Below are 20238 nucleotides of genomic sequence, written 5' to 3'. Positions count from 1 at the left end.
AAGATCCGATTGCGCCTTTCTGCGACAGGGCTTCAGCGCTGTGCCGAACTGGCCTCAGCCAGAGCCTCAAACCGGGCGAGTGTGGGTGCATAGGCAGCTCCACCGGTCTGCAGGTGGTTGAAACCGGGAAACTCCTGGATCGATACATTCCCGCCGCGCGCCCTGGCCCGCTCATAGAGAATGCGCGTTGCCGCGGGGTCGACGTGGTCGTCGGCCGTCCCGAGGATGATGTGAAACGGTGCCCGTGGGGTCCATTCATAGGTTTCGTTCTCGCGAACCATCCGGTTGAACCAGAAATCCCTGTCCGTCCGAATCGAGGCCAGGAACTCGGGGCGCAGGATCTCTGTGATGCTGCCCGGGGCCTGCCCCAGGAGCTCCTGCATCGACATGGAGCCGCCGAACCAGCGCGGCGCCTGCGCCACATAGGCCGGTGCAAAGACCTCTTCCAGCGGGCGGCCTTCACGCCAGGCGAAGGTGTACGCGGCCCAGGCGACATAGCCCATGGCTATGGGGTTGCTCGCCAGCGGCTCTTCGATCCGTGCCGCGAAAGACCCAACCAGTTCGTGCGGGCCAGCGACCGCCACCGTCTCGCGCAGGTCGTATCCGCGCAGCGGCCTCGCGTCGAGGTCGCGATGGAGCGCTGCGCTGAGCTGGCCGCCCTGGGAGAAGCCCGTGACGAACAGGGGGGTGTGCCTGCCCAGCGCCAGCGCCGATTGCGCGGCCGTCAGGGCGGCGCGGAAATCGGCGACATTCTCATCGGTCAGCAGAAACGCTTGCGGAGAGGGTGAGGCCCCAAAGCCGATATAGTCCGGTACGATGGTCACGAAGCCATTGCCGCCAAAGACAGCCGCCTCACTGGTCCAGATCGCATTGGGTGTGGTCGGCGCGGCGCTCCGAGGGATGTCGGAGCCGCGCAGATAAAGGACCGCGCCACGCGGCGGGCCTTGCGTGTCAGGAACGGCCACCAGCGCCGAGGCGTCGATGGCCTGCCCGCGGACGGATGAGCGATAGATCAAGCGATAGAGCCGCACGCCGTTGTTGACCGCGATCGCGCCCGGGAGTCCGGACGCCGTCTGTTGCAGGGACGCCCGTTCCAGATGATCGATCGGCTCGAAGCGGACCAGCTGGCCGGACTGGCTTGCAGGCGCGGTGATCCGGGTTTCGGGTGCCGAAGTCGGCGCGGACGATACGCAGGCGGTCATCAGACCGGCAGCGACGACGGCGATGGAAAGAACTTGAAAACGCATGGTGGCCTCCTGTTGTGGATAGCCGGATGGATGCGTCGGGACGGAGGTCACCGTCTCCTCAGAGGCAAAAACTCCCTCTCACTTCATGAATTGGGCAGGGATATCGGGTTCTGAGCAGACTCGCGCAGACGCTTTTCGCGGTAGCCGGTCGGCGTGTCGCCCTCGACCTCCTTGAAGACCCGGTTGAAGGTCTGGAGTGCGGCAAAGCCGGATTCATAGGCGATGGCCAGGACCGTCTCGCGCCCGCGCTTCGGGTCTGCGAGTGCGGCTTTGGCGTGAGCCAGGCGGTAGCCGTTCAGAAAGGCCGCAAAGTTGCGGTGTCCCAGGCCCTGGTTGATGACAGCCCGCAAGCGGTGCGTTGGTGTCCTGAGCACCTTCGCGACGCGCTCCAGCGTCAATCCCGGCTCTCGATAGAGGCCTGCATCCATCGCGCTGACCAAGCCGGCCAGCAGCGCCTGATCGCGTGGATCGACGCCGGATGGGGTCGCGGGGTGATCCGCTGCGGTCGCCGGATCGAAGCGCAGCCGTCCCGGTTCGATGGCCGTCAACCAGACGCTGACGACGGCCAGGCCCGGCAGGCTGGACAGGGCCAGCCGTACCAAGGCCGCAGCATCGGGATCGGCAAGGCTTTCAGACGCCACTGAAGCCAGGGCGGCGGCCGACAGAATGACCACCACCCAGATGCGCGCCGACTGGCGCCCTTGCACGAGGTCGCCCCCTCGTTCGGACGCGGCCACCCACATGACATGGGCGATCGCGAGGAAGGGAGCGACGCTGATCAGGGTCTCCAGGATGTCAGCACCCCCCGCTCGGTCCCAGTCGAAGGTCCTGGCCAGGGGGCCAATGCTGAAGAGAACGAAACCGACCTGCTCGAGGCGGCGAATCCTGAAGCCGTCGCGCAGAACCGCCAGAAAGAACAGCCACAGCAGCGCGACATTGAAGCCGCCAGTCAGGCGCAACGGCGTCCAGAGCCAGGACGGCAAGGCATCGCCCACAGGGCCTGTTGTCAGCTCCAGGGCAGCCAGCGAAAGACAGAGCCCCGCCATCAGGCGTCCGGCCAGATCCTTGCGCACATCGCGCCAGGCCAGCAGGCCAAGCAGCGTCGCAAGCGCGATGAACCCGCCGGAAAGCCCTGCGGTCAGGGTCGATGTCATGCCTGCGCCTTTCTGTGCGTCGGGTACGGGGGGACATTGGCCTTGCCGGTCGCGGCGGGCCATGAGCAAGCGACGAAAGCTGGCTCGCCCCGGCCCGGCCCCCGGTGAATCAGACGGCGATGCCAGCTAAATCCGCCTGCCTCGCGAAGTCCATCGGCTGCCGTCGGGTAAAACGCCAGGAGATCGGACGGCTACACATTGGATCGCGACGGGTCGTTTCACGAAATGCCGCCCGGGTACAAGGCGGGCAGGGCGGGAATGTCCCCTCCCCACCCACAACCGCCGTCCGGAAGGTCCGCGTTCCGGCGGTGCCGGGCCCGGGCGGCGGGATGGGTGATGCGGATCAGGCCGCGGCCGAGACCCGTCGCATGCGCCAGAACCGCAGGGTCCGGCCGGCGGCTTCCTTCGTCAGTTCGGCATAGAGTTTGGCGTAGCCCTGGGCCTTGCCCATGGCGCTTTCCTCCGTGCCCAGGATGACCACAGCGAAGGTCAGGAACAGGGCGCGGTCAAGGTCGGCGGCCTTGCAGATGACCGACAGGGCGTCCAGCTCGCGGCGGTCCACGATCTGGCGGGCGGTATGGAAATCCACGTCGGCCAGCTGGGCCAGGGCGATCAGGAACGAGGTCCTGGATCCCGAGCGGAGGAAGCGCGCCAGCACCGTCGGCGTCAGCTGGTTGGCGGCCTTCAGCGCCTCGACCTGGGACAGACAGTCCGCATAGTCGGCGGGCAGGGCCCCGTCGTCCGAGGCCACGCGGGCGCGGCCGGCGGCGAGAGCGCTTTCCAGCAGGATCGGATCCATCGCTGCGTTCTGTTCGAGAATCCGCTGGCGCAGACGCGCCTCGACCACGAAATACATCTCGTTCAGCAGGTCGGGAGGCAGGGCCTGACGCTCGACCGTGGCGGCATGAAGGGCCGGGTTCGCCTTGGCCCGTTCAACCGCCGTCTCGGATGCGGCACGCGACAGGATGGCCCCGTCGTTCCGCAACAGGGTGCCCAGGGTCTCGTCGTCGCCGCGTTCGACGATGACGTCGGATACGGCTTCGGGCACGCTGGCGCGTTCGGACACGGCGCGGAGATGCCCCTGGCCTTTGGAGCGGACGACGCCCAGCAGATCCTCGTCCGTCAGGACGGTGGAGACGCGCAGGACCGCCTCGGCCACCTCGACTTCGTCATTGGCCAGGCGCCGGATCAGGCCGCGCGGCGCATCGGGGGCCAGGGCGAACCGGGCCGACAGCTCGGCGCGGACGGCGGTCTCCATCTCGGCCGTCAGGTCGGTCAGGACGGAGTCGTAGAGGGAGTCCTCGGTCGCCGTGCGCGGGGCCCCGCCGAAGAAGTGGCCGGTCAGCTCGCGCAGCAGGGTGCGGCGCTTCTCGCTGGACGGCTCCTGCGCCAGGGCGATCAGGTCGGGCAGACGCGAGCCGATGTCGGCCGGGGCCGAGGACTCAGGGGCGCTGGAGGTCAGGGTCTCGCTCATGGGCGTTCTGGATCGTCGCTGCGGGAGGGGGCGAGAAGGCGGCCCTGGGCGTCGCGCCGGGGCACCTGGGTTTCGGGCGGCTGGGCCAGGTCCAGTGCCACGCTGTCATAGAAGACGGCCTCGGGCAGGGCGGTCCGGTCCGGCGTGTGACCTGCTTCGCGGTGGACGGAGTAATAGCGGCTGCCCTGCTGCCCGGGCTGGGCGGCCACGGGGGGCGTCGCCTCGGCATAGACCCGGGGCGCGGGCTGGTCGGCCCCGGCGCCCTGTTGCTGCGGAGCGGCTTGCGGGCGCAGGCGGAAGATCGGCGCATCGGCGCGCGGAGCCATGGGGTCGGCGGCGGCACCCGGGGTGGGCAGAGGCCCCTCGGCCACGGTCGTGGTCGGCGCGCCCTGGTCTGGCAGGAAGTCGGGCCCGGGCTGGCGCGGCGCGGGTTGCACGGTCGGCCGGGTCGCCATGACCGGAGCCGGTGCGGGGACGGGGGCGGCCATCTCGCGGGTATAGGCCAGCGGATCGGGCGAGCCGGGCGCGAAGGACGAAACCGGCTGCGGACCCAGCCAGGCGCTGGCGGGGGTCAGGCTGTTGGAGACCGGACGGGGCACCGGGGCCGGCTGCATCATCGGACGCGAGACGGTCTGGCCGGGGGCCATCCGGCGCGGGATCATGCCGCTGTGGGCCGGGGCCGCAGAGACACTGGCGGGCGTGGTGTTGGCCGGGCGACCGGCCCAGGACACGTAACGGGGGCCGGGGGCCGCCTGGGCCTGGGCCATGCCTGAGATCCCGCAGACCAGGGCGGCGGTCGCCAGCAGGATCGCGGGTCTGAGGGCGCGGGTCGACAATGCGTGGCTCCGGTGGATCATTGCCGCCAAGCCTAGCGGAAAGCGGCTTAACTCCGCGCTAACGGGGCGCAACGATCAGGACAGGACCTTCAGCACCCGCCGCTGGATCGCGGTGGTGACGGCGTTCAGCGCCAGGCCCATGGCGGCCAGGCACAACAGGGCGGCCAGCAGGTCGGGGGTGCGCAACCGGTTGCCGGCCTCCAGCAGGCGCCAGGCGAGCCCTTGCGTCGCGCCCGATCCGGACACGAACTCGGCCACCACGGCCCCGACGATCGACAGGCCCGCCGCGACGCGGATGCCTTCCAGCACGAAGGGCAGGGCCGAGGGCAGGCGCAGTCGCCACAACCGCTGCAGCGCCGAGGCTCCATGCAGATCGAACAGGCGCTCAAGGTCCGGATCGGCGGATTTCAGGCCTGTCAGTACCCCGGAGAAGACCGGGAAGAAGGCGACGGCGGCGGCGAGCGCGGTCACAGCCCGGTCGGCGTGGTCGAGACCGGCCCAGATCAGGACCAGGGGGGCGATGGCGACCACGGGGGTGACCTGAAGCGTGACGGCCAGGGGGGCCACCGCGCGTTCGGCGGTGGCGCTCAAGGACACGAGGATGGCCAGGCCACCGCCGAGGGCCACGGCGACGACCAGGGCCTTGAACGCCATCCAGAAGGTCTGGGCCGCCGATCCGGCGAGGATCGGGGCGTTGTGCATCAGGGCAAGGGCGACCGCGCCGGGCGGCGGCAGGAAATAGACGGGCACATCCAGCAGGCGGCAGGCGGCCTCCCAGCCGGCCAGAAGCAGGGCGGTCAGGAGCAGGGCGGGCAGGGCCTCGGTCAGGCGCTTCATGCCGCGACCCGCATGGAGGCGGCCAGGGCGTCGGCGACGATCTCGACCGCCGCGCGATACGCGGGATCGGCGCGCCAGCCCTCGGGGCGGGGCAGGGGGCCGGGCATTCCGACATCCCTCATGGCGCGGCCGTCGGTCGCGGACAGGACGACGACGCGGCGGGCCAGATAGGCGGCCTCCTCCACGTCATGGGTGACGAAGACCATGGCGATCGGGCGTGTGGCGGCGATGCGGTGCAGATCCTCGATCAGGCCCCGGCGGGTGATGGAATCCAGCGCCGCGAAGGGCTCGTCCAGCAGCAGCAGGTCGGGCTCGACGACCAGGGCGCGGGCCAGGGAGACGCGCATGGCCATGCCGCCGGACAGCTGGCGCGGGCGGGCGGTGGTGCGGTCGCCCAGACCGACGGCGACGAGGGCGACGTCGGCGCGACGGCGGGCTTCCCTGGCCGGGACGCCGGACAGTTCCAGCGGCAGGGCGACATTGGTGCGGGCATCGGCCCAGGGCATCAGGGTCGGGCTCTGGAAGACGAAGGCGGTGCGGGTGTCGGCAGGCTTCTCGACATGGCCGGAAGCGGGACGTTCCAGTCCGGCCAGAAGGCGGAGCGCCGTTGACTTGCCCGCGCCGGAAGCTCCGACCAGGGCCAGGATCTCGCCCGACGCGACGGTCAGGTCGATGGGGCCGAGAGCGGGGCGGCCGGAATACTGGACGACAGCCTGACTCAGTCGCGCGATCACGCTCGGTTCGGGGGCGTCCATCCGGGCGCGCCTCCGGCCGCTACGCGGCCCCTCTCCGCCCGGGGGGCGGAGAGCTAGCCACGGCCGGGCAGGAAGTTGTCGGTGAAGGCGTTGCGCCAGTTCAGGTTCGGGGGATAGACGCCCGCCTGGCTGGTGACGTCGAAGAAGGCCTTCCAGCGCGCTTCGGTCATGGCCCCGAGGCCATACAGGGCGGCGTCGCCCGCATCGACAATACCGTATTCGCTGAGCTTGGCGCGGGCCTGGTCCAGGATGTCCTGGGTCATGTCGGGGTTGGCCTTGCGGATCAGGGTGTCGGCCGGTTTGGGATCGCCCCGCATATAGTCGCGCCAGCCCTCGGCCGAGGCGGCGATGAAGCTGCGCAGCGCCTCCGCATTGTCGCGGGCGAACCCGTCCGGCGACAGGACCATGGTGGCGTAGGAAGGGTAGCCCTCGTCGGCCAGCAGGAAGACGCGGGGCTCGAACCCGGCCTGTTTCTCGATCGTATAGGGTTCGGAGGTCAGATAGCCCTGCTGGACCGCCCGGTCGTCGGCGATGAAGGGGGCAGGGTTGAAGTTGTATTTGCGGACCTGATCGTCGGTGAAGCCGTATTTCGCCTTCAGCCAGACCCAGAAGGCGGTGATCGAGGCGTCGGCCAGCAGGAACGGCCGGCCGGTCAGGTCGGCGATGCCCGTCAGGTCCGGGTCGGGGTGGGCGATCAGGACCTGGGGGTCCTTCTGGAAGAAGGCGGCGACGGCCTTCACCGGGGCCCCCTCGGCGACCAGGTTCAGGGGGATGAAGCTGTTGGAGCCCATGCCCAGTTCGACTGCGCCGGCGGCCAGCAACTGGGGCACGTTCACGCCGGGTCCGCCCTGGATGATCTCGACGTTCAGGTTGCGCCGCGCATAGGCCCCGGACGCCAGGGCCTGATAGAAGCCGCCGTGCTCGGCCTGGGCGCGCCAGTCGGTGGCGAAACGGATGCGGACGCGGCCCTGTTCGTCGACCGGGGCCTCGGAACTGCCGCAGGCGGCCAGCCCCATGGCGGTGACGGCGACGCCTCCCGCCAGGACGAGACGGCGGCTGACGACGGACTGAGTCGTGCGAGGCTTCATGCCGGGCAAACTAGGGCGATGACGGAAGGATGGGAAGCGGAGCGTCGTCGCGGGGGTCAGGCCGACTGCATCAGCTTTCTGGCCGCCTGGGCCAGAAAGCCCGAGCGGGTGAACCCATGGGCCTCGGCATAGGTGTCGATGTCGCGAAGGGCATCTTCCGGCAGTGTGATGTTGACCCGGACAGCGCGCGACCGCGTCTCGGCCCGAACGAGGATGGCCACCCCGTCCCGGTTCCCGGGATCATTCATGATGGTCTCAAGGCTGCTGGCTTCGGGAATGGGTTCGCCATCCTCGGCCAGACCTTCGAGATGCAGGACCAGAGCCTCTTCGGCAAAGGCGCGCGCCTCGTCCAGCGTCGTCCCGGCGGTGGCCAGGCCCGGCAGATCGGGGAAGTGGACGCCGTAGTCGCTGTCGGCATCCTTGTGGATCAGGGCGATGAACTGGGCCATGGCTTTACCTCAGGACGATCTGTGCCTGACGCTCGATCGAGCGCAGGGTGGCGATCGGAAAGTCGCGTTTGGGATGCGGCACCGTCACGCGACCGGGCTTGATCGGGTGGCGGAACTGCTTGTGCGATCCCTTATGCGCAACCTCGATCCATCCATCGGCGTGCAAGGCCTTGATGACATCGCGGCTGTTCATGTGCGTACTTATACACACGAAGCGGGGCGGGCGCAAGATTCGGCCTGAAGCGCAGACCGCGACGATGGGCCTGGATGTGTGGCGGGATGGCCGGCCTCAAGCCGCGAGGCCGGGGGAAGGCAGCGGCAGGCCGGTGCCGGAATTGAGCGAGGGGACGTGAACCCGGTCGAGCCGGTATTCACGTCCCCCCACCAAGTCCGGGTTGGGACTTGGCCATTGAGGTTTTCGGACCCTGGCGTCAGCGCCGGCGGGCGAACCCGGCGACGGTCGGCTGTATCCTGGCGGCCCCTGGTCTCTGGCGTTCCGTCCGGGCTTTTGACCCTCGCGCCGTCCATCGATCCCGATCCGGTTCTCCGTCCCCCTGCACCGAAGCGCCAAAGGCTGGGAGCCTGGACCCTGCCCGGGTTTTCCGCGTCCACCGAAGTGGCCTTGGAACCCTTGGTCAGAGAGCCGGACCGACCCGCTTGAAACCCCGGTCTCCCCGGGTTTCCGCGCCGCCGTGTCCCTCGGCAAAATCAGGTTCGCGCCGATCCCGGGATCCGGCAAGCGGCCGTTTCGTTACCGCTGTGCAACATGGGTCGGTGGCCGGTGGACAAGGTTGTTTACCTCTGTGGACGGATAAGATTCCGGCTCTGGGATCAGTGATCTGGGATATCCACAGAATCCCGTCAGCCGGCCATCGCCTCGCGTTTCGCTTCCAGCTCCAGCCATTCTTCCTCGGCCGCTTCCAGTTTCGCCCGTGCACCATCCAAGGCCTTCATGGTGCTGGCGAAGCCGGAGGGATCGCGGGCGTAGAAGTTGACGTCGGCGAGGGTCGCCTCGTGGGCCGCGATGTCGGCGGGCAGGGTGTGGATCAGAGCGTCCAGCTCCTTCAGCCGGTGCTGGTCCTTGAAGGAGAGTTTTCTGGAAGTGGCGAGTGGCGAGTGACGCGTAGCGAGTGAAGGGGCGGGCTCCGGAGGTGGTGTCGGGCTGTGGGCGCTTTTCTCGCCACTCGTCACACGTCCCTCGCCACTCTTCAGGAACCCCGGGTTCTGGCGGATGAAGTCGGTCCAGCCGCCGGGGGTCTCGACGATGTCGCCGCGGCCGTTCATGCCGATGGTCGAGGTCGCCAGACGGTCGACGAAATCGCGGTCGTGGCTGACCAGGATCAAGGTGCCGTCGTACTGCTCCAGCAGCTCCTCGAGCTTGTCGAGCGTGTCCATGTCGAGGTCGTTGGTCGGTTCGTCGAGGACCAGCATGTTCGCGGGTCTGGCCAGGGCGCGGGCCAGCAGGAGGCGGTTGCGCTCGCCGCCCGACAGGGTGGAGATGGGCTGGCGCAGCTGACCCTCCTGGAACAGGAAGTCCTTGGCGTAGGCGGCGACGTGTTTCGAGACGCCGCGCACCAGGATGGAGTCGCCGCCGCCGGGGGTCAGGGCGTCCCACAGGGTCATGTCGGACTTCAGGCCCTCGCGCGACTGGTCGAGATAGACCGGCTCCAGATTGGCCCCCAGCTTGACCGTGCCGGTGTCGGGCGCGAGGTCGCCCAGCAGAATCTTGACCAGGGTGGTCTTGCCCGCGCCGTTGGGTCCTACGATGGCCAGCCGGTCGCCCCGGATGACCCGGGTGGTGAAAGGCTTGATGACGGTCCGGTCGCCAAAGGCCTTGGACACCCCCTTCAGGTCGGCGACGAGCTTGCCGGAGGAGACGCCGGAATCGACGCCCAGCTGGAGCTCGCGCGGAATGTCTTTCACCCGGAGGGCGCGATCCTGGCGCATGGCCTCGAGCGCGCGGGCACGGCCCTCGTTGCGGGTCCGCTGGGCGGTGATGGAGCGGTAGAAGGTGTAGGTCTCGGCCTCGATGCGCTTGTTGAGGCGGCGCAGGCTTTCGGCCTCCTCCTCCTGCACCTTGGCGGCCCATTCGTCGAAATCGTTGAAGCCCTTGTTCAGGGTGCGGACGCGGCGATGCTCCAGCCAGTGGCAGGACTGGGTGACGCGATTCAGGAAGGCCCGGTCGTGGGAGACGATCAGGGCGGCGCATTTGGCCTGGATGATCTCGTTTTCCAGCAGCTCGATGGCCAGGATGTCCATGTGGTTGGTCGGCTCGTCGAGCAGCAGCAGGTCGGGCGCCTCGGCGAAGGCCTTGGCCAGGGCCGCGCGGCGGATCTCGCCGCCGGACAGGCCGCGGGCGGGCTTTTCCGGATTCATGCCGAAGGTCTCGAGCCAGCTTGCGGCCATCCAGGGCTCGGCGTCGCCGGAGGTGGCGTAATCCAGCAGGGTGTCGCCGGCGATGACGGGTTCCTGGGGGACATAGGCGAAGCGGATGCCGGACTGGACCGAACGGTCGCCCGAGTCGGGCTCGATCAGGCCCATGACCATCTTCATCAGGGTCGACTTGCCGGCCCCGTTGCGACCCACGAGACAGGACCGGGTGCGCGGCTCGATGGCCAGATCGACGCCCTCGAACAGGGGACGGGTGCCGTCCTGCAGACGGACATCCTTCAGGGCGACGAGCGGCGGACGGGGGGAGGAGCGGGGAGCCATGGGTGTCTTTCATCCTCCACCGCGTGGCGGGGGAGGGGGACGGGAATGGAGCCTGGGAAGGAGCGGCGTTCATCTAGGCGATCGCCGCCCAATGCGCCATAGACCTTGGCCGCGATATCAGATTGCGCTTGCAAATCACGCCGCTTGCAACTAGATTTCTGCTTGCATGAACAGCAAGCATACGAAGACGCTGTCGGCGGTATTCGCCGATCCGGTGTCCGGAACGATCGAATGGGCTGCGATCGAAAATCTGCTGGTCGCGGTTGGGTGCCACATCGTCGAGGGGGCGGGCTCAAGGGTCCGGTTTGTGCGTGGTGTCGAAGCCGAGTTCTTTCACAGGCCTCATCCCGCCAGGGAGGCCAAGCGGTATCAGGTCAGGGCGGCGCGGGCCTTTCTGATCAGGCTGGGAGTAGAGCCATGAGCATCATGACATACAAAGGGTATTCGGCGGCGGTCGAATTCGATGCCGACGACGAGATTTTCTTCGGCAAACTGGCCGGAATTCGGGACGGCGTCGGCTTTCATGCGGATACGGCGCGCGAGTTGAAGGCGGCCTTCCGGGAGGCGGTCGATGACTACATCGAGACCTGCGCCAGGATCGGGAAGTCGCCGGACAAACCTTACTCTGGCAAGGTGATGTTTCGGGTCGATCCCGAAGTTCATGCGCGCGTCACAAAGGCGGCAGAGCTGTCGGGGCGGAGTCTGAACGCCTGGGCCGAGGACGCGCTGAGGCGGGCGGCGGATGCGGACATGGCCAAGGCGGTGGCGGTCTGACCGCCCCGCCGGTCCCGGCCGACAGACCCTTCTGGCAGACCAAGCGTCTGGAACAGATGACCGCTGCGGAGTGGGAGAGCCTGTGCGACGGGTGCGGGCTGTGCTGTCTGATCCGGTTCGAGGACGAGGATACCGGTGAGGTCTTTCCGACCCGGGTGCACTGCAAGCTGTTCGATGGACAGCTGTGCGCCTGCACCGACTATGCGAACCGCAAGGACCATGTGCCGGACTGCATCAAGCTGACGCCATGGAACATCGAGGCCCTGGGCTGGATGCCGCTGTCGTGCGCCTATCGCAGGTTGCATGAGGGGCGGGGGCTGGCGAACTGGCACCCCCTGATTTCCGGCGATCCCGAGACCGTGCACACGGCGGGCGTGTCGATCCGGGGACAGACGATCAGCGAGCTTGAGCTGAACAGGCCGGAGGACGCGGTCGAGTATGAAGCGGCTGAATGGCTGGAAGAGCGGGGGTGAAACGGGCTGCCCGGTAACCGTTTGTTTGGTGTCGCCGGTTAACCCTGTTTCTCGAAGTGGAGACCGGTGTTGCCCAACAGTACAGCTTTCGACCGTTTGACCGAACTGGCGGCGGCCATGTTCGACGCGCCGATCGCCCTGATCACCGCGCTGGACGAGGATCGCCAGTGGTTTCGATCCAACCGGGGTTACCGGGCCGATGAGACGACGGCAGAAGAATCCTTTTGCCGGCACATGATCGGTTCGGAGGCCGGGACGACCCTGGTGGTCCAGGACGCCACCCTGGACGGCCGCTTCGTCGACAATCGCCTGGTCACCGAAGAGGGTGTGCGGTTCTATGCCGGCGCTGTGATCACGACGGCGGATGGCAAACAGGACGGGGCCGTCTGCGTGCTGGACACCCTGCCGCGCAGCGCGCCGACCGAGGGCCAGATGGAGAGCCTGAAGTTGCTGGCGCGGCTGGCGGGCCAGGAGATCGATCACGTGCGCCTGCTGAGGGCCCAGGCCAAACATACGACCATGATGGAAATGGCGGAGGAACTGGCCGGCCTGGGGCGTTGGCGCTACGACATCGCGTCCGGCAAGGTGGACTGGTCCGATCAGGTCTACCGGATTCACGGCAAATCCCGGGCGACATTCGATCCCAGCTTCGACGATGCGGTCGGATGCTACCATCCCGATGATCGCCTCCTGGTGAGAGACTGTTGCGCGCGGGCCATCCGGACCGGCGAGGGCGGCGGGATCCAGGTGCGACTGATCCGGGAGGACGGCGAGGAGCGGATCGTGAAGGCCGCGTGTCGGCCCGAGCGCGACGGAGACGGGCCGGTCACGGCCTTGTTCGGTGTGTTCCAGGACGTTACCGACCTGGCCCGCAGCCAGCAGAAGGTCGAGGCCAGCGAGGCGCTCTATCGCCTGCTTGCCGCCAATTCGACCGATGTGATCGGGACCTATGGCATGGACGGCCGGTTCCGCTACCTGTCGCCTTCGGTCGAGGGCATCATGGGCTATCGGGCCGAGGACCTGGTCGGTCGGGCGTCCTGGGATTTCATACATCCGGCGGATGCGCGGCGGGTCCGCAAGGCGTTTGCGGACTATGCCCGCTCGGGACCGGAGGCCGTGCCGCCGCGCATTCCGTATCGCGCGATCCGCAAGGATGGAACGGAGATCTGGCTGGAGGCGCATCCCAAGGTGATCCGCGACGCACAGGGCAGGGCGGTGGAGTACCAGGACGTGGTGCGCGATATCACGGCCACCAAGCGTCTGGAGGACGAACTGGTGGCAGCCCGCGACGTGGCCGAGGCGGCGGCAAGGTCCAAGTCCGAATTCCTGGCCAATATGTCCCACGAACTACGGACGCCCCTGACCAGCGTCATCGGATTCTCGGGCCTGCTTCAGGCCAGCGAGGCCCTGCCTGAGGCGGAGCGGCGCTATGCCGACCGGATCGCCGCGACCAGCGAGGCCCTGCTGGGCGTCATCAACGACGTTCTGGACTATTCCAAGCTGGAGGCCGACGCGGTGGGGCTGGATCCCGTGGCCTTCGATCCGGCGGCGATGGCGCGGTCGGCGGCATCGATCGTCGAGACCCAGTGCCAGGACAAGGGACTGACGCTGGCGGTCACGACGTCGGGGGACCTGCCCGAAGCAATCATCGGCGATGAAGGGCGGGTGCGTCAGGTGACGCTGAACTTCCTGTCGAACGCGATGAAATTCACGGCTTCGGGCCTGATCGGCCTGGATGTCGGCATCGTCGGCGAGCGGCTGCGGGTGACGGTCACCGACAGCGGGATCGGCATCGCGCCCGACAGGATCGACGCCCTGTTTGAACGGTTCACCCAGGCCGACGCCTCGACGCGGCGGGTCTATGGCGGGACGGGTCTGGGGCTGGCGATCTGCCGCCGGCTGGTCGACATGATGGGCGGCGAGATCGGGGCGACGAGCCGTCCGGGGCATGGATCGACCTTCTGGTTCGAGGTGCCGCTGATCGCGGTCGAACCCCTGAATGCCATGTCGGACGAGGTCCTGGAGGGCCTGCCGAATGGCTTGAGGGTTCTGTTGGCCGACGATGCGCCGGCGTACCGGGAACAGGTCCGTGTTCTGATGGACGCCTGGGGCATCAATCTGACGACGGTCTGTGACGGGGCCGAGGCGGTGCAGGCGGCCGCGACGGGCGGTTACGATCTGATACTGATGGATGTGCATATGCCGGTGATGGATGGAATGGATGCGTGTCGAACGATTCGTGCCCTGGGCAGCGAGGCGGCGGCGACGCCGATCCTGGCGCTGACCGCCGCCGTCCTGCCCGAGCAGGTCGAGGCGTGCCATGCTGCCGGCATGGACGGCCACGTCGGCAAGCCGATCGAGGTCGTGGCCCTGATCGAGGCCATGGTGAAGGCCCTCGATGTTCGCAAATCCTTCGCCTATGAGGCCGCAGCATGAAGCCCTCGATCCTGGTCGTCGACGACGACGACAACATCCGCGAGGTCATTCATGCGGTCCTGACCCAGGCGGGTTTCCAGGTCCTGGTGGCGGCGAGCGGCGAGGCGGCCCTGGCCTTGTTGAAGCGGTCGCGCTTTGAGCTGGTGCTGCTGGACGTCCACATGCCGAAGATGAGCGGGCTGGAGGTGCTGGCCGCCATGAAGAAGATCGCAGATGCGACGCCCGTCCTGATGGTCACGGCCGACAGCCAGACCGCAACGGTTCGCGAGGCCCTGTCGCTGGGATGCTCCGGCTATATCGCCAAACCCTTCACGCCGGCCACGCTTGTCGAGCGGGTGCGGCGGGTCCTGCCCCAGCCGGAAAACACCCGCCTGGTCTGATGGTGTCCGTGGACAGCCCTCAAGTTGTCCGCGAAAGCGCCGAAAAGCTGTTTGCGATCAGAGAGCGATCGATTTAACGGGCCGTCCAACCCGCCTTGTGACGCTGGTCCGCTATAGTTTGGGCATGGCGGGAAATGGCGATGCGAGGGGCAGGGCGGCGGTTCAGGCCGTCTGGCTCGAGGGCAGGCTGCAGGGCCTGCGCGACATGATCGACGGGGCCTTCACGGTGGTCGAGGCGCTGGAGACGCCCCGGGGCGATCCGGCCGCCATCAACCGGAAGATCCGCGCCCTCATCAACCTGGCCCGCGCGGTGGCGGCCGTCGAGGCGGCGGCCCGGCGGATCATGACCGCCGCCGCCCGCGCGCCCGAAAGTCCAGAGGATGAGATGAACGACGGTGACAGACCCGATCCCGAAACGGTCGAACGCTACAAGGCCGAGCTGCTCGACCGACTGGAGCGACATCGCGCGATTGTTGAAGCCAAGCGCGTCGCAGAGGATGCCCGAGACCGAGGCGGAATGGAGGCGGCTCTTCAAGGATAATCCCGACCTTGTCGACCATCAGATCGCTCCGGGCGTGCGATGGCGAACCTGGGTCATGCTGGGGGGACGGGGATCGGGAAAGACCTTCGCCGGCGCCCACTGGCTGCATGAAAAGGCGAAGACCTCCGACTTCACCTTCGCCCTGGTCGGGCCGGCGCTGCACGATGTGCGCGAGGTGATGGTCGAGGGACCGTCAGGGCTGAAGGCTCTGGGCGAGGGCGAGGACCGGCCGCGCTGGGAGGCGGGCCGCAAGCGGCTGGTGTGGCCGCGCAGCGGTGCGGTGGCCTATGCGTTCTCGGCCGAGGATCCCGACAGCCTGAGAGGGCCGCAGTTTCACGGGGCATGGGCCGACGAATTCTGTGCCTGGCGAGAGCCGGAGCGGGTGCTGTCGAACCTGCGATTTGGCCTGCGCCGGGGGGAGGCCCCGCAGCTGGTGGTGACGACGACGCCCCGGCCGATCGCGGCGCTGAAGAGGCTTTTGTCCGAGCCGGGCACGCGGACGACGCGGGGCGCGACACATGCGAACGCGGCGAACCTGCCGCCCGTCTATCTGGCGCATCTGCGCGACCTGTATGCCGGGACACGACTGGAGGCCCAGGAGATGGAGGGGCTGGTCGTCGAGAGCGAAGGGGCGCTGTTCAGGGCCGAGGATATCGCGGCGGCGCGAGGCGAGCGGCCGGAGCGGCTGGAGAAGATCATCGTGGCGGTCGATCCACCGATCACGACCACGGGCGACGCCTGCGGGATCGTGGCGGCCGGTCGTGCCTGCCCTCGCGGGAATGACGATGGCGCGATCGCCTATGTCCTGGCCGACCGGTCGGTGCGGGGCCTGACACCCCTTGGCTGGGCCCGGCGCGTGGTGGAGACGGCCGAGATGGTGGGGGCCGACCAGATCGTGGCCGAGGCCAACCAGGGCGGAGACATGGTGCGCACCGTTCTGGAACAGGCGGGGTGCCGGACCCGGGTCAGGCTGGTGCATGCCTCGCGCGGAAAACGGGCGCGGGCGGAGCCGGTGGCGGCGTTGTACGAGCAGGGCAGGGTGGTCCATTGCGGCCGCTTCAATGCCCTGGAAGAAGAACTGATGGGTCTGGGCAGCGAAGCGCCCGGACACAGTCCGGACCGGGCCGACGCCCTGGTCTGGGCGATCTCGCAGCTGATGCTGGACCGGCCCGCAGGCCCGCGCATCCGCCTGATCTGATCTGGCCACAAGCCGGCTTTCGACGCCCGTCCCGATCGACGTCCCTGCGTCACGCGATCCCTCGGCCGTGTTCGGACGGTCGCGGGTCTCGCGCCGCCACGACCAGGTCTGTCCGATCACCCGGGTGAGTGCCGGGACGCGGCGCTGCACCCATCCTGGCCGGTGGCACGGCCTGAACCCTGTCTGAGGAAAACATATGGCGATCCTGAACTGGCCGTCGCGTCGGGCGCGGAAGGCTGCGCCGGGCGCGCCGGAGGAAACCAAGGCCAGTCGGGCCGGACCGCTGATCGCGGTGACCGGCGCGGGTCGGCCACGATGGACTCCCCGCGACTATGGCAATCTGGCGCGCGAGGGATTTGCGCGCAATGCGGTGGCCTATCGCTGCGTGCGGATGATCGCCGAGGCCTGTGCGGCGACGCCTCTGGTGGTGTTCGCGGGCGGCGCGCGCGACGACGACCATCCGGTGGCGGCCCTGCTGCGACAGCCCAATCCCGAGCAGTCGGGGGCCGAATGGCTGGAGGGGTTGTATGGCGCGCTGCAGACGGCGGGGAATGCCTATGTCGAGGCGGTCGGGGACGGGCAGCCCGCTGAGCTGTGGTCGCTGAGGCCGGACCGGGTGCAGGTGGTGCCGGGGCGGGCGGGGTGGCCCGACGCCTATGAGTATTCCGTCGGCGGACGCTCGGTCCGGATCGGGCGCGAGACCGATGGCTGGATGCCGGTGATGCAGCTGAAGCTGTGGAACCCGACCGACGACCACTATGGATTTTCGCCGCTGGAGGCGGCGGCCGCTGCGATCGATGTGCACAATGCCTCGGGGGCCTGGAACAAGGCTCTGCTGGACAATGCGGCGCGGCCGAGCGGCGCGCTGGTGTTCAAGGGGGCGGACGGGGAGCGGCTGACCGAGGCGCAGTTCACACTGCTGAAGGCCGAACTGGGCGAGGCGCATGCGGGGGCGGGGAATGCCGGTCGGCCGATGGTGCTGGAGGGCGGGCTGGACTGGAAGCCGATGTCGATGAGCCCGTCGGACATGGACTTCATCGCCGGCAAGCATGCGGCGGCGCGTGAGATCGCCCTGGCCTTCGGCGTGCCGCCCCAGCTGCTGGGGATCCCGGGCGATGCGACCTATGCGAACTACCGCGAGGCCAATGCGGCCTTCTGGCGGGGCACGGTGGTGCCGCTGGCGAGGAAGACGGCCGGGGCGCTGGGCGGTTGGCTGGGCGGGCGCTTTGATGGCGTGCGGATCGAGCCGGACCTGGACGCGGTGCCAGCCCTGCAGCCCGAGCGCGACGCCCTGTGGGCGCGGCTGTCGGGGGCGGGTTTCCTGACGGACGAGGAGCGTCGACGGATGGCGGGCGTCGGCCACTGAGTCCCTCTCCCGGAGGGAGAGGGCTTGAGCGTCCAGGAGCGCAGCGATTGGAGACGCGAAAGGGTGAGGGGATCTACTCTTACCGGCTCGCACCCTGACCCCTCACCCTTTCGGCCAGGACGCATCGCTCCGCTCTGCGGGCCTCAAGCCCTCTCCCTCCGGGAGAGGGGGGAGAAGACCATGGACGACATTCGAAAACTGGCGACCGGGCTGGCGGTAGCGCTGGTGGTGCAGACGATCGGCGGGCTGGTCTGGGCCGGGAGTGCGGCGACGCGGATCGCGACGCTGGAGGACCGGGTGGACGAGCAGAGGCTGGTCGCCGAACGGCTGGCGCGGCTGGAGGAGCAGGGGATCGCCACGCGGGCGGCGTTGATGCGGATCGAGACGCGGCTGGAGGACGGGGAGTGAGGGGTGGGGCGAAGGCTTCTCCCTCCCCCTCGGGGGAGGGTGGTCGGAGCGAAGCGAAGACCGGGTGGGGAGGGCAGGGTCATCCTGATCTGGACCTGTGTGGCCTTGCCTTGCCGCCCCCACCCGGTCGCTACGCGACCTGTGCGGAGCCGATCGTATACGATCGGCCCGCGCCCCCGAGGGGGAGGGAGAGCGATGGTGCCTTGCTCATCCACGGCTACGCCTCCCTGTGGGGCGTGGCGGACCTGAACGGGGATGTGGTGGCGCGGGGCGCGTTCGTCGACAGCCTGAGGCGGACGGGTGCGCAGCGGGTGCGGATGCTGCATCAGCACGAGAGCCGGGCGGTCGTCGGCGTCTGGGACGAGATGGTCGAGGACGAGCGCGGGCTGTTCGTCCGGGGACGGATCGCCGACTGGTCGGCGGAGGCGCGCTATGCCCAGGCCTTGAGCCGGGCGGGGGCGCTGGACGGACTGTCGATCGGGTTCCGGGCGGCGAGGGCGCGGCGGGACGGGCGGTTGCGGGTGCTCTCGGGCGTGGAGCTGTGGGAGGTGTCGCTGGTGACGTTCCCGATGCTGCCGGGGGCGCGGTTCAGGACGGTGTGATCATAAATTCTCCCTCCCCCGAGGGGGCGCACAGCGCGCGAAGCGAGCGGGTGGGGGCGGCAAGGCCGCACGATGGGGTGCCGGCCGTTCCCACCCGGTCTCCGCTTCGCTTCGACCACCCTCCCCCGAGGGGGAGGGAAAAGATGTCACTCAACCAAGGAGACACCATGAAAGAGACCAAGACCGCCTCCGGCTCGCCGGAGGCGCGCAGCGCCATGCACGAGATGATGGCCGCGTTCGAGGCGTTCAAAGGGGCGAACGATGCCCGGCTGGACGAGATCGAGAGGAAGGCGTCGGCCGATACGCTGCTGGAAGAGAAGGTGGCGCGGATCGACCAGGCGGTGGGGCAGGCGCAGGCGCGGCTGGACCGGGCGCTGTCGGAGGCCAGGCGGCCGGCGGTGGGGGATGGACTTGTCCCCTCCGTCTCTCCCTTCGGTCGAGCCACCTCGCCCGACGGGGCAGGATTGGAAGCCAAGGCCGCGTTCGACGGCTATGTGCGGACAGGGCGGGAGCTGGGGCTGGAGGTGAAGGCGGGGCTGAGCTCGGCACCGACCTCGGGCGGCTACATCGTGCCGGCCGAGACGGAGCGGGCGATCGAGCGGCGGCTGATGGCGACCAGTCCGATGCGCGAGATCGCCACCGTGCGGACGGTGGCCTCGGGCGTGTTCCGAAAGCCGGTATCGACGGCGGGGATCGCCAGTGGCTGGGTGGCCGAGACGGCGGCGCGGCCGGAGACAGATCCGGCGACGCTGGCGCTGCTCGAATTCCCCTCGGCTGACCTTTACGCCAATCCGGCGGCGACCCAGGCCCTGCTGGACGACGCCCTGGTCGATCTGGACGAATGGCTGGCGGCCGAGGTGGAGGACGCCTTTGCCGCCCAGGAGACCCAGGCCTTCGTCAGCGGCGACGGGACGAACAAGCCCAAGGGCTTCCTGGGCTATCCGATCGTGGTGGATGCGAGCCAGACCTGGGGCAGTATCGGCCATGTGGCGTCGGGGGCGGCCGGGGCGTTTGTGCCGTCCAACCCGGCCGACAGGCTGATCGACCTGATCTATGCGCCCAAGGCCCGGTACCGGCCGAACGGGCGGTTCGTGATGAACCGCAAGACGGTCTCGACCGTGCGCAAGTTCAAGGACGCCGACGGCAACTACATCTGGTCCCCGGCGACGCGGCCGGGCGAGACGGCCAGCCTGCTGGGCTATCCGGTGACCGAGATCGAGACGATGCCGGACATCGCGGCGAACAGCTTCGCCATCGCGTTCGGGGACTTCCAGCGGGGGTATCTGATCGTCGATCGGGCCGGGGTGCGGGTGCTGAGGGACCCCTATTCGGCCAAGCCCTATGTGCTGTTCTACACGACCAAGCGGGTCGGGGGCGGGGTGCAGAACTTCGATGCGATCAAGGTGATGAAGTTCAGCGCGACGTAGTCGTCGAGGCAGTAGGCAGTAGGCAGTAGGCAGCAGGATTTGGGCGACGACAGGGAGGCCGTGACTGCGGGGTCTACTGCC

At 68.5% G+C, this 20238-nt stretch carries 21 protein-coding genes; 11 read left to right on the top strand and 10 right to left on the bottom strand.

The features are described 5' to 3' along the window. Positions 1-32 precede the first annotated feature (32 nt). The 10 genes from HZ989_RS13335 to HZ989_RS13290 all read right to left on the bottom strand — a co-directional run bounded on the left by HZ989_RS13335 (position 33) and on the right by HZ989_RS13290 (position 10552). Complete coding sequence (locus HZ989_RS13335; RefSeq protein ID WP_209321285.1) at positions 33-1247, bottom strand: S9 family peptidase; 1215 nt, start codon at positions 1245-1247, stop codon at positions 33-35. Positions 1248-1330: 83 nt separating this feature from the next. Beyond that, the gene (locus tag HZ989_RS13330) at positions 1331-2401 is read right to left on the bottom strand and encodes an AraC family transcriptional regulator (RefSeq protein ID WP_209321284.1); all 1071 of its coding nucleotides are present in this window, start codon (positions 2399-2401) and stop codon (positions 1331-1333) included. A gap of 343 nt (positions 2402-2744) precedes the next feature. Continuing rightward, positions 2745-3875: a DUF2336 domain-containing protein gene (locus HZ989_RS13325; RefSeq protein WP_209321283.1), complete on the bottom strand. Its 1131-nt coding sequence runs from the start codon at positions 3873-3875 to the stop codon at positions 2745-2747. Then, positions 3872-4711: a hypothetical protein gene (locus HZ989_RS13320; RefSeq protein ID WP_209321282.1), complete on the bottom strand. Its 840-nt coding sequence runs from the start codon at positions 4709-4711 to the stop codon at positions 3872-3874. The genes HZ989_RS13325 and HZ989_RS13320 overlap by 4 nt, the downstream gene beginning before the upstream one ends. A gap of 75 nt (positions 4712-4786) precedes the next feature. Continuing rightward, the gene (locus HZ989_RS13315; protein ID WP_209321281.1) at positions 4787-5548 is read right to left on the bottom strand and encodes an ABC transporter permease; all 762 of its coding nucleotides are present in this window, start codon (positions 5546-5548) and stop codon (positions 4787-4789) included. Continuing rightward, a complete protein-coding gene (locus HZ989_RS13310) occupies positions 5545-6303 on the bottom strand; it encodes an ABC transporter ATP-binding protein (protein ID WP_209321280.1) in 759 nt (252 codons plus the stop codon). Before HZ989_RS13310 ends, HZ989_RS13315 begins: the two co-directional genes overlap by 4 nt. A gap of 53 nt (positions 6304-6356) precedes the next feature. Beyond that, positions 6357-7391: an ABC transporter substrate-binding protein gene (locus HZ989_RS13305; protein ID WP_209321279.1), complete on the bottom strand. Its 1035-nt coding sequence runs from the start codon at positions 7389-7391 to the stop codon at positions 6357-6359. Positions 7392-7447: 56 nt separating this feature from the next. Then, a complete protein-coding gene (locus HZ989_RS13300) occupies positions 7448-7840 on the bottom strand; it encodes a type II toxin-antitoxin system HicB family antitoxin (RefSeq protein ID WP_209321278.1) in 393 nt (130 codons plus the stop codon). Positions 7841-7844: 4 nt separating this feature from the next. Next, a complete protein-coding gene (locus HZ989_RS13295) occupies positions 7845-8033 on the bottom strand; it encodes a type II toxin-antitoxin system HicA family toxin (protein WP_209321277.1) in 189 nt (62 codons plus the stop codon). A 668-nt stretch (positions 8034-8701) separates the two neighbouring features. After that, entirely contained in the window at positions 8702-10552 is a 1851-nt protein-coding gene (locus HZ989_RS13290; protein ID WP_209321276.1) for an ABC-F family ATP-binding cassette domain-containing protein, read from the bottom strand. 166 nt (positions 10553-10718) lie between these two features. On the opposite strand from HZ989_RS13290, the gene HZ989_RS13285 reads away from it, so the two are divergent. The 11 genes from HZ989_RS13285 (at position 10719) to HZ989_RS13235 (ending at position 20157) form a co-directional block, all read left to right on the top strand. After that, positions 10719-10973, top strand: coding sequence for a type II toxin-antitoxin system HicA family toxin (locus HZ989_RS13285; RefSeq protein WP_209321275.1), 255 nt, complete (start codon positions 10719-10721; stop codon positions 10971-10973). Beyond that, positions 10970-11326, top strand: coding sequence for a type II toxin-antitoxin system HicB family antitoxin (locus HZ989_RS13280; RefSeq protein WP_209321274.1), 357 nt, complete (start codon positions 10970-10972; stop codon positions 11324-11326). The genes HZ989_RS13285 and HZ989_RS13280 overlap by 4 nt, the downstream gene beginning before the upstream one ends. Positions 11327-11382: 56 nt before the next feature. Beyond that, positions 11383-11799, top strand: coding sequence for a YcgN family cysteine cluster protein (locus tag HZ989_RS13275; protein ID WP_209321273.1), 417 nt, complete (start codon positions 11383-11385; stop codon positions 11797-11799). 69 nt (positions 11800-11868) lie between these two features. Beyond that, complete coding sequence (locus HZ989_RS13270; protein WP_209321272.1) at positions 11869-14235, top strand: PAS domain S-box protein; 2367 nt, start codon at positions 11869-11871, stop codon at positions 14233-14235. Further along, entirely contained in the window at positions 14232-14615 is a 384-nt protein-coding gene (locus HZ989_RS13265) for a response regulator transcription factor (protein WP_209321271.1), read from the top strand. The genes HZ989_RS13270 and HZ989_RS13265 overlap by 4 nt, the downstream gene beginning before the upstream one ends. 124 nt (positions 14616-14739) lie before the next feature. Then, positions 14740-15156, top strand: a complete 417-nt coding sequence (locus HZ989_RS13260) for a hypothetical protein (protein ID WP_209321270.1) — start codon at positions 14740-14742, stop codon at positions 15154-15156. Continuing rightward, positions 15113-16354, top strand: coding sequence for a DNA-packaging protein (locus HZ989_RS13255; protein ID WP_245162375.1), 1242 nt, complete (start codon positions 15113-15115; stop codon positions 16352-16354). The genes HZ989_RS13260 and HZ989_RS13255 overlap by 44 nt, the downstream gene beginning before the upstream one ends. A 196-nt stretch (positions 16355-16550) precedes the next feature. Further along, positions 16551-17720, top strand: a complete 1170-nt coding sequence (locus HZ989_RS13250; protein ID WP_209321269.1) for a phage portal protein — start codon at positions 16551-16553, stop codon at positions 17718-17720. Positions 17721-17900: 180 nt separating this feature from the next. Then, complete coding sequence (locus tag HZ989_RS13245; protein WP_209321268.1) at positions 17901-18128, top strand: hypothetical protein; 228 nt, start codon at positions 17901-17903, stop codon at positions 18126-18128. A gap of 203 nt (positions 18129-18331) precedes the next feature. Further along, positions 18332-18730 carry an HK97 family phage prohead protease gene (locus HZ989_RS13240; RefSeq protein WP_245162374.1) on the top strand — a complete coding sequence of 133 codons (399 nt, stop codon included), beginning with the start codon at positions 18332-18334 and terminating at the stop codon, positions 18728-18730. A 167-nt stretch (positions 18731-18897) separates the two neighbouring features. Beyond that, on the top strand, positions 18898-20157 hold the full coding sequence (locus HZ989_RS13235; RefSeq protein ID WP_209321267.1) for a phage major capsid protein: 1260 nt from the start codon (positions 18898-18900) through the stop codon (positions 20155-20157). The last annotated feature ends 81 nt before the right edge of the window (positions 20158-20238 follow it).

Origin of the sequence: Brevundimonas sp. AJA228-03 (assembly GCF_017795885.1) — a bacterium.
Lineage (GTDB): Bacteria > Pseudomonadota > Alphaproteobacteria > Caulobacterales > Caulobacteraceae > Brevundimonas.
The sequence above is the reverse complement of the archived record's forward strand: the minus strand, read 5'-3'. Positions and strand labels throughout refer to the sequence as shown.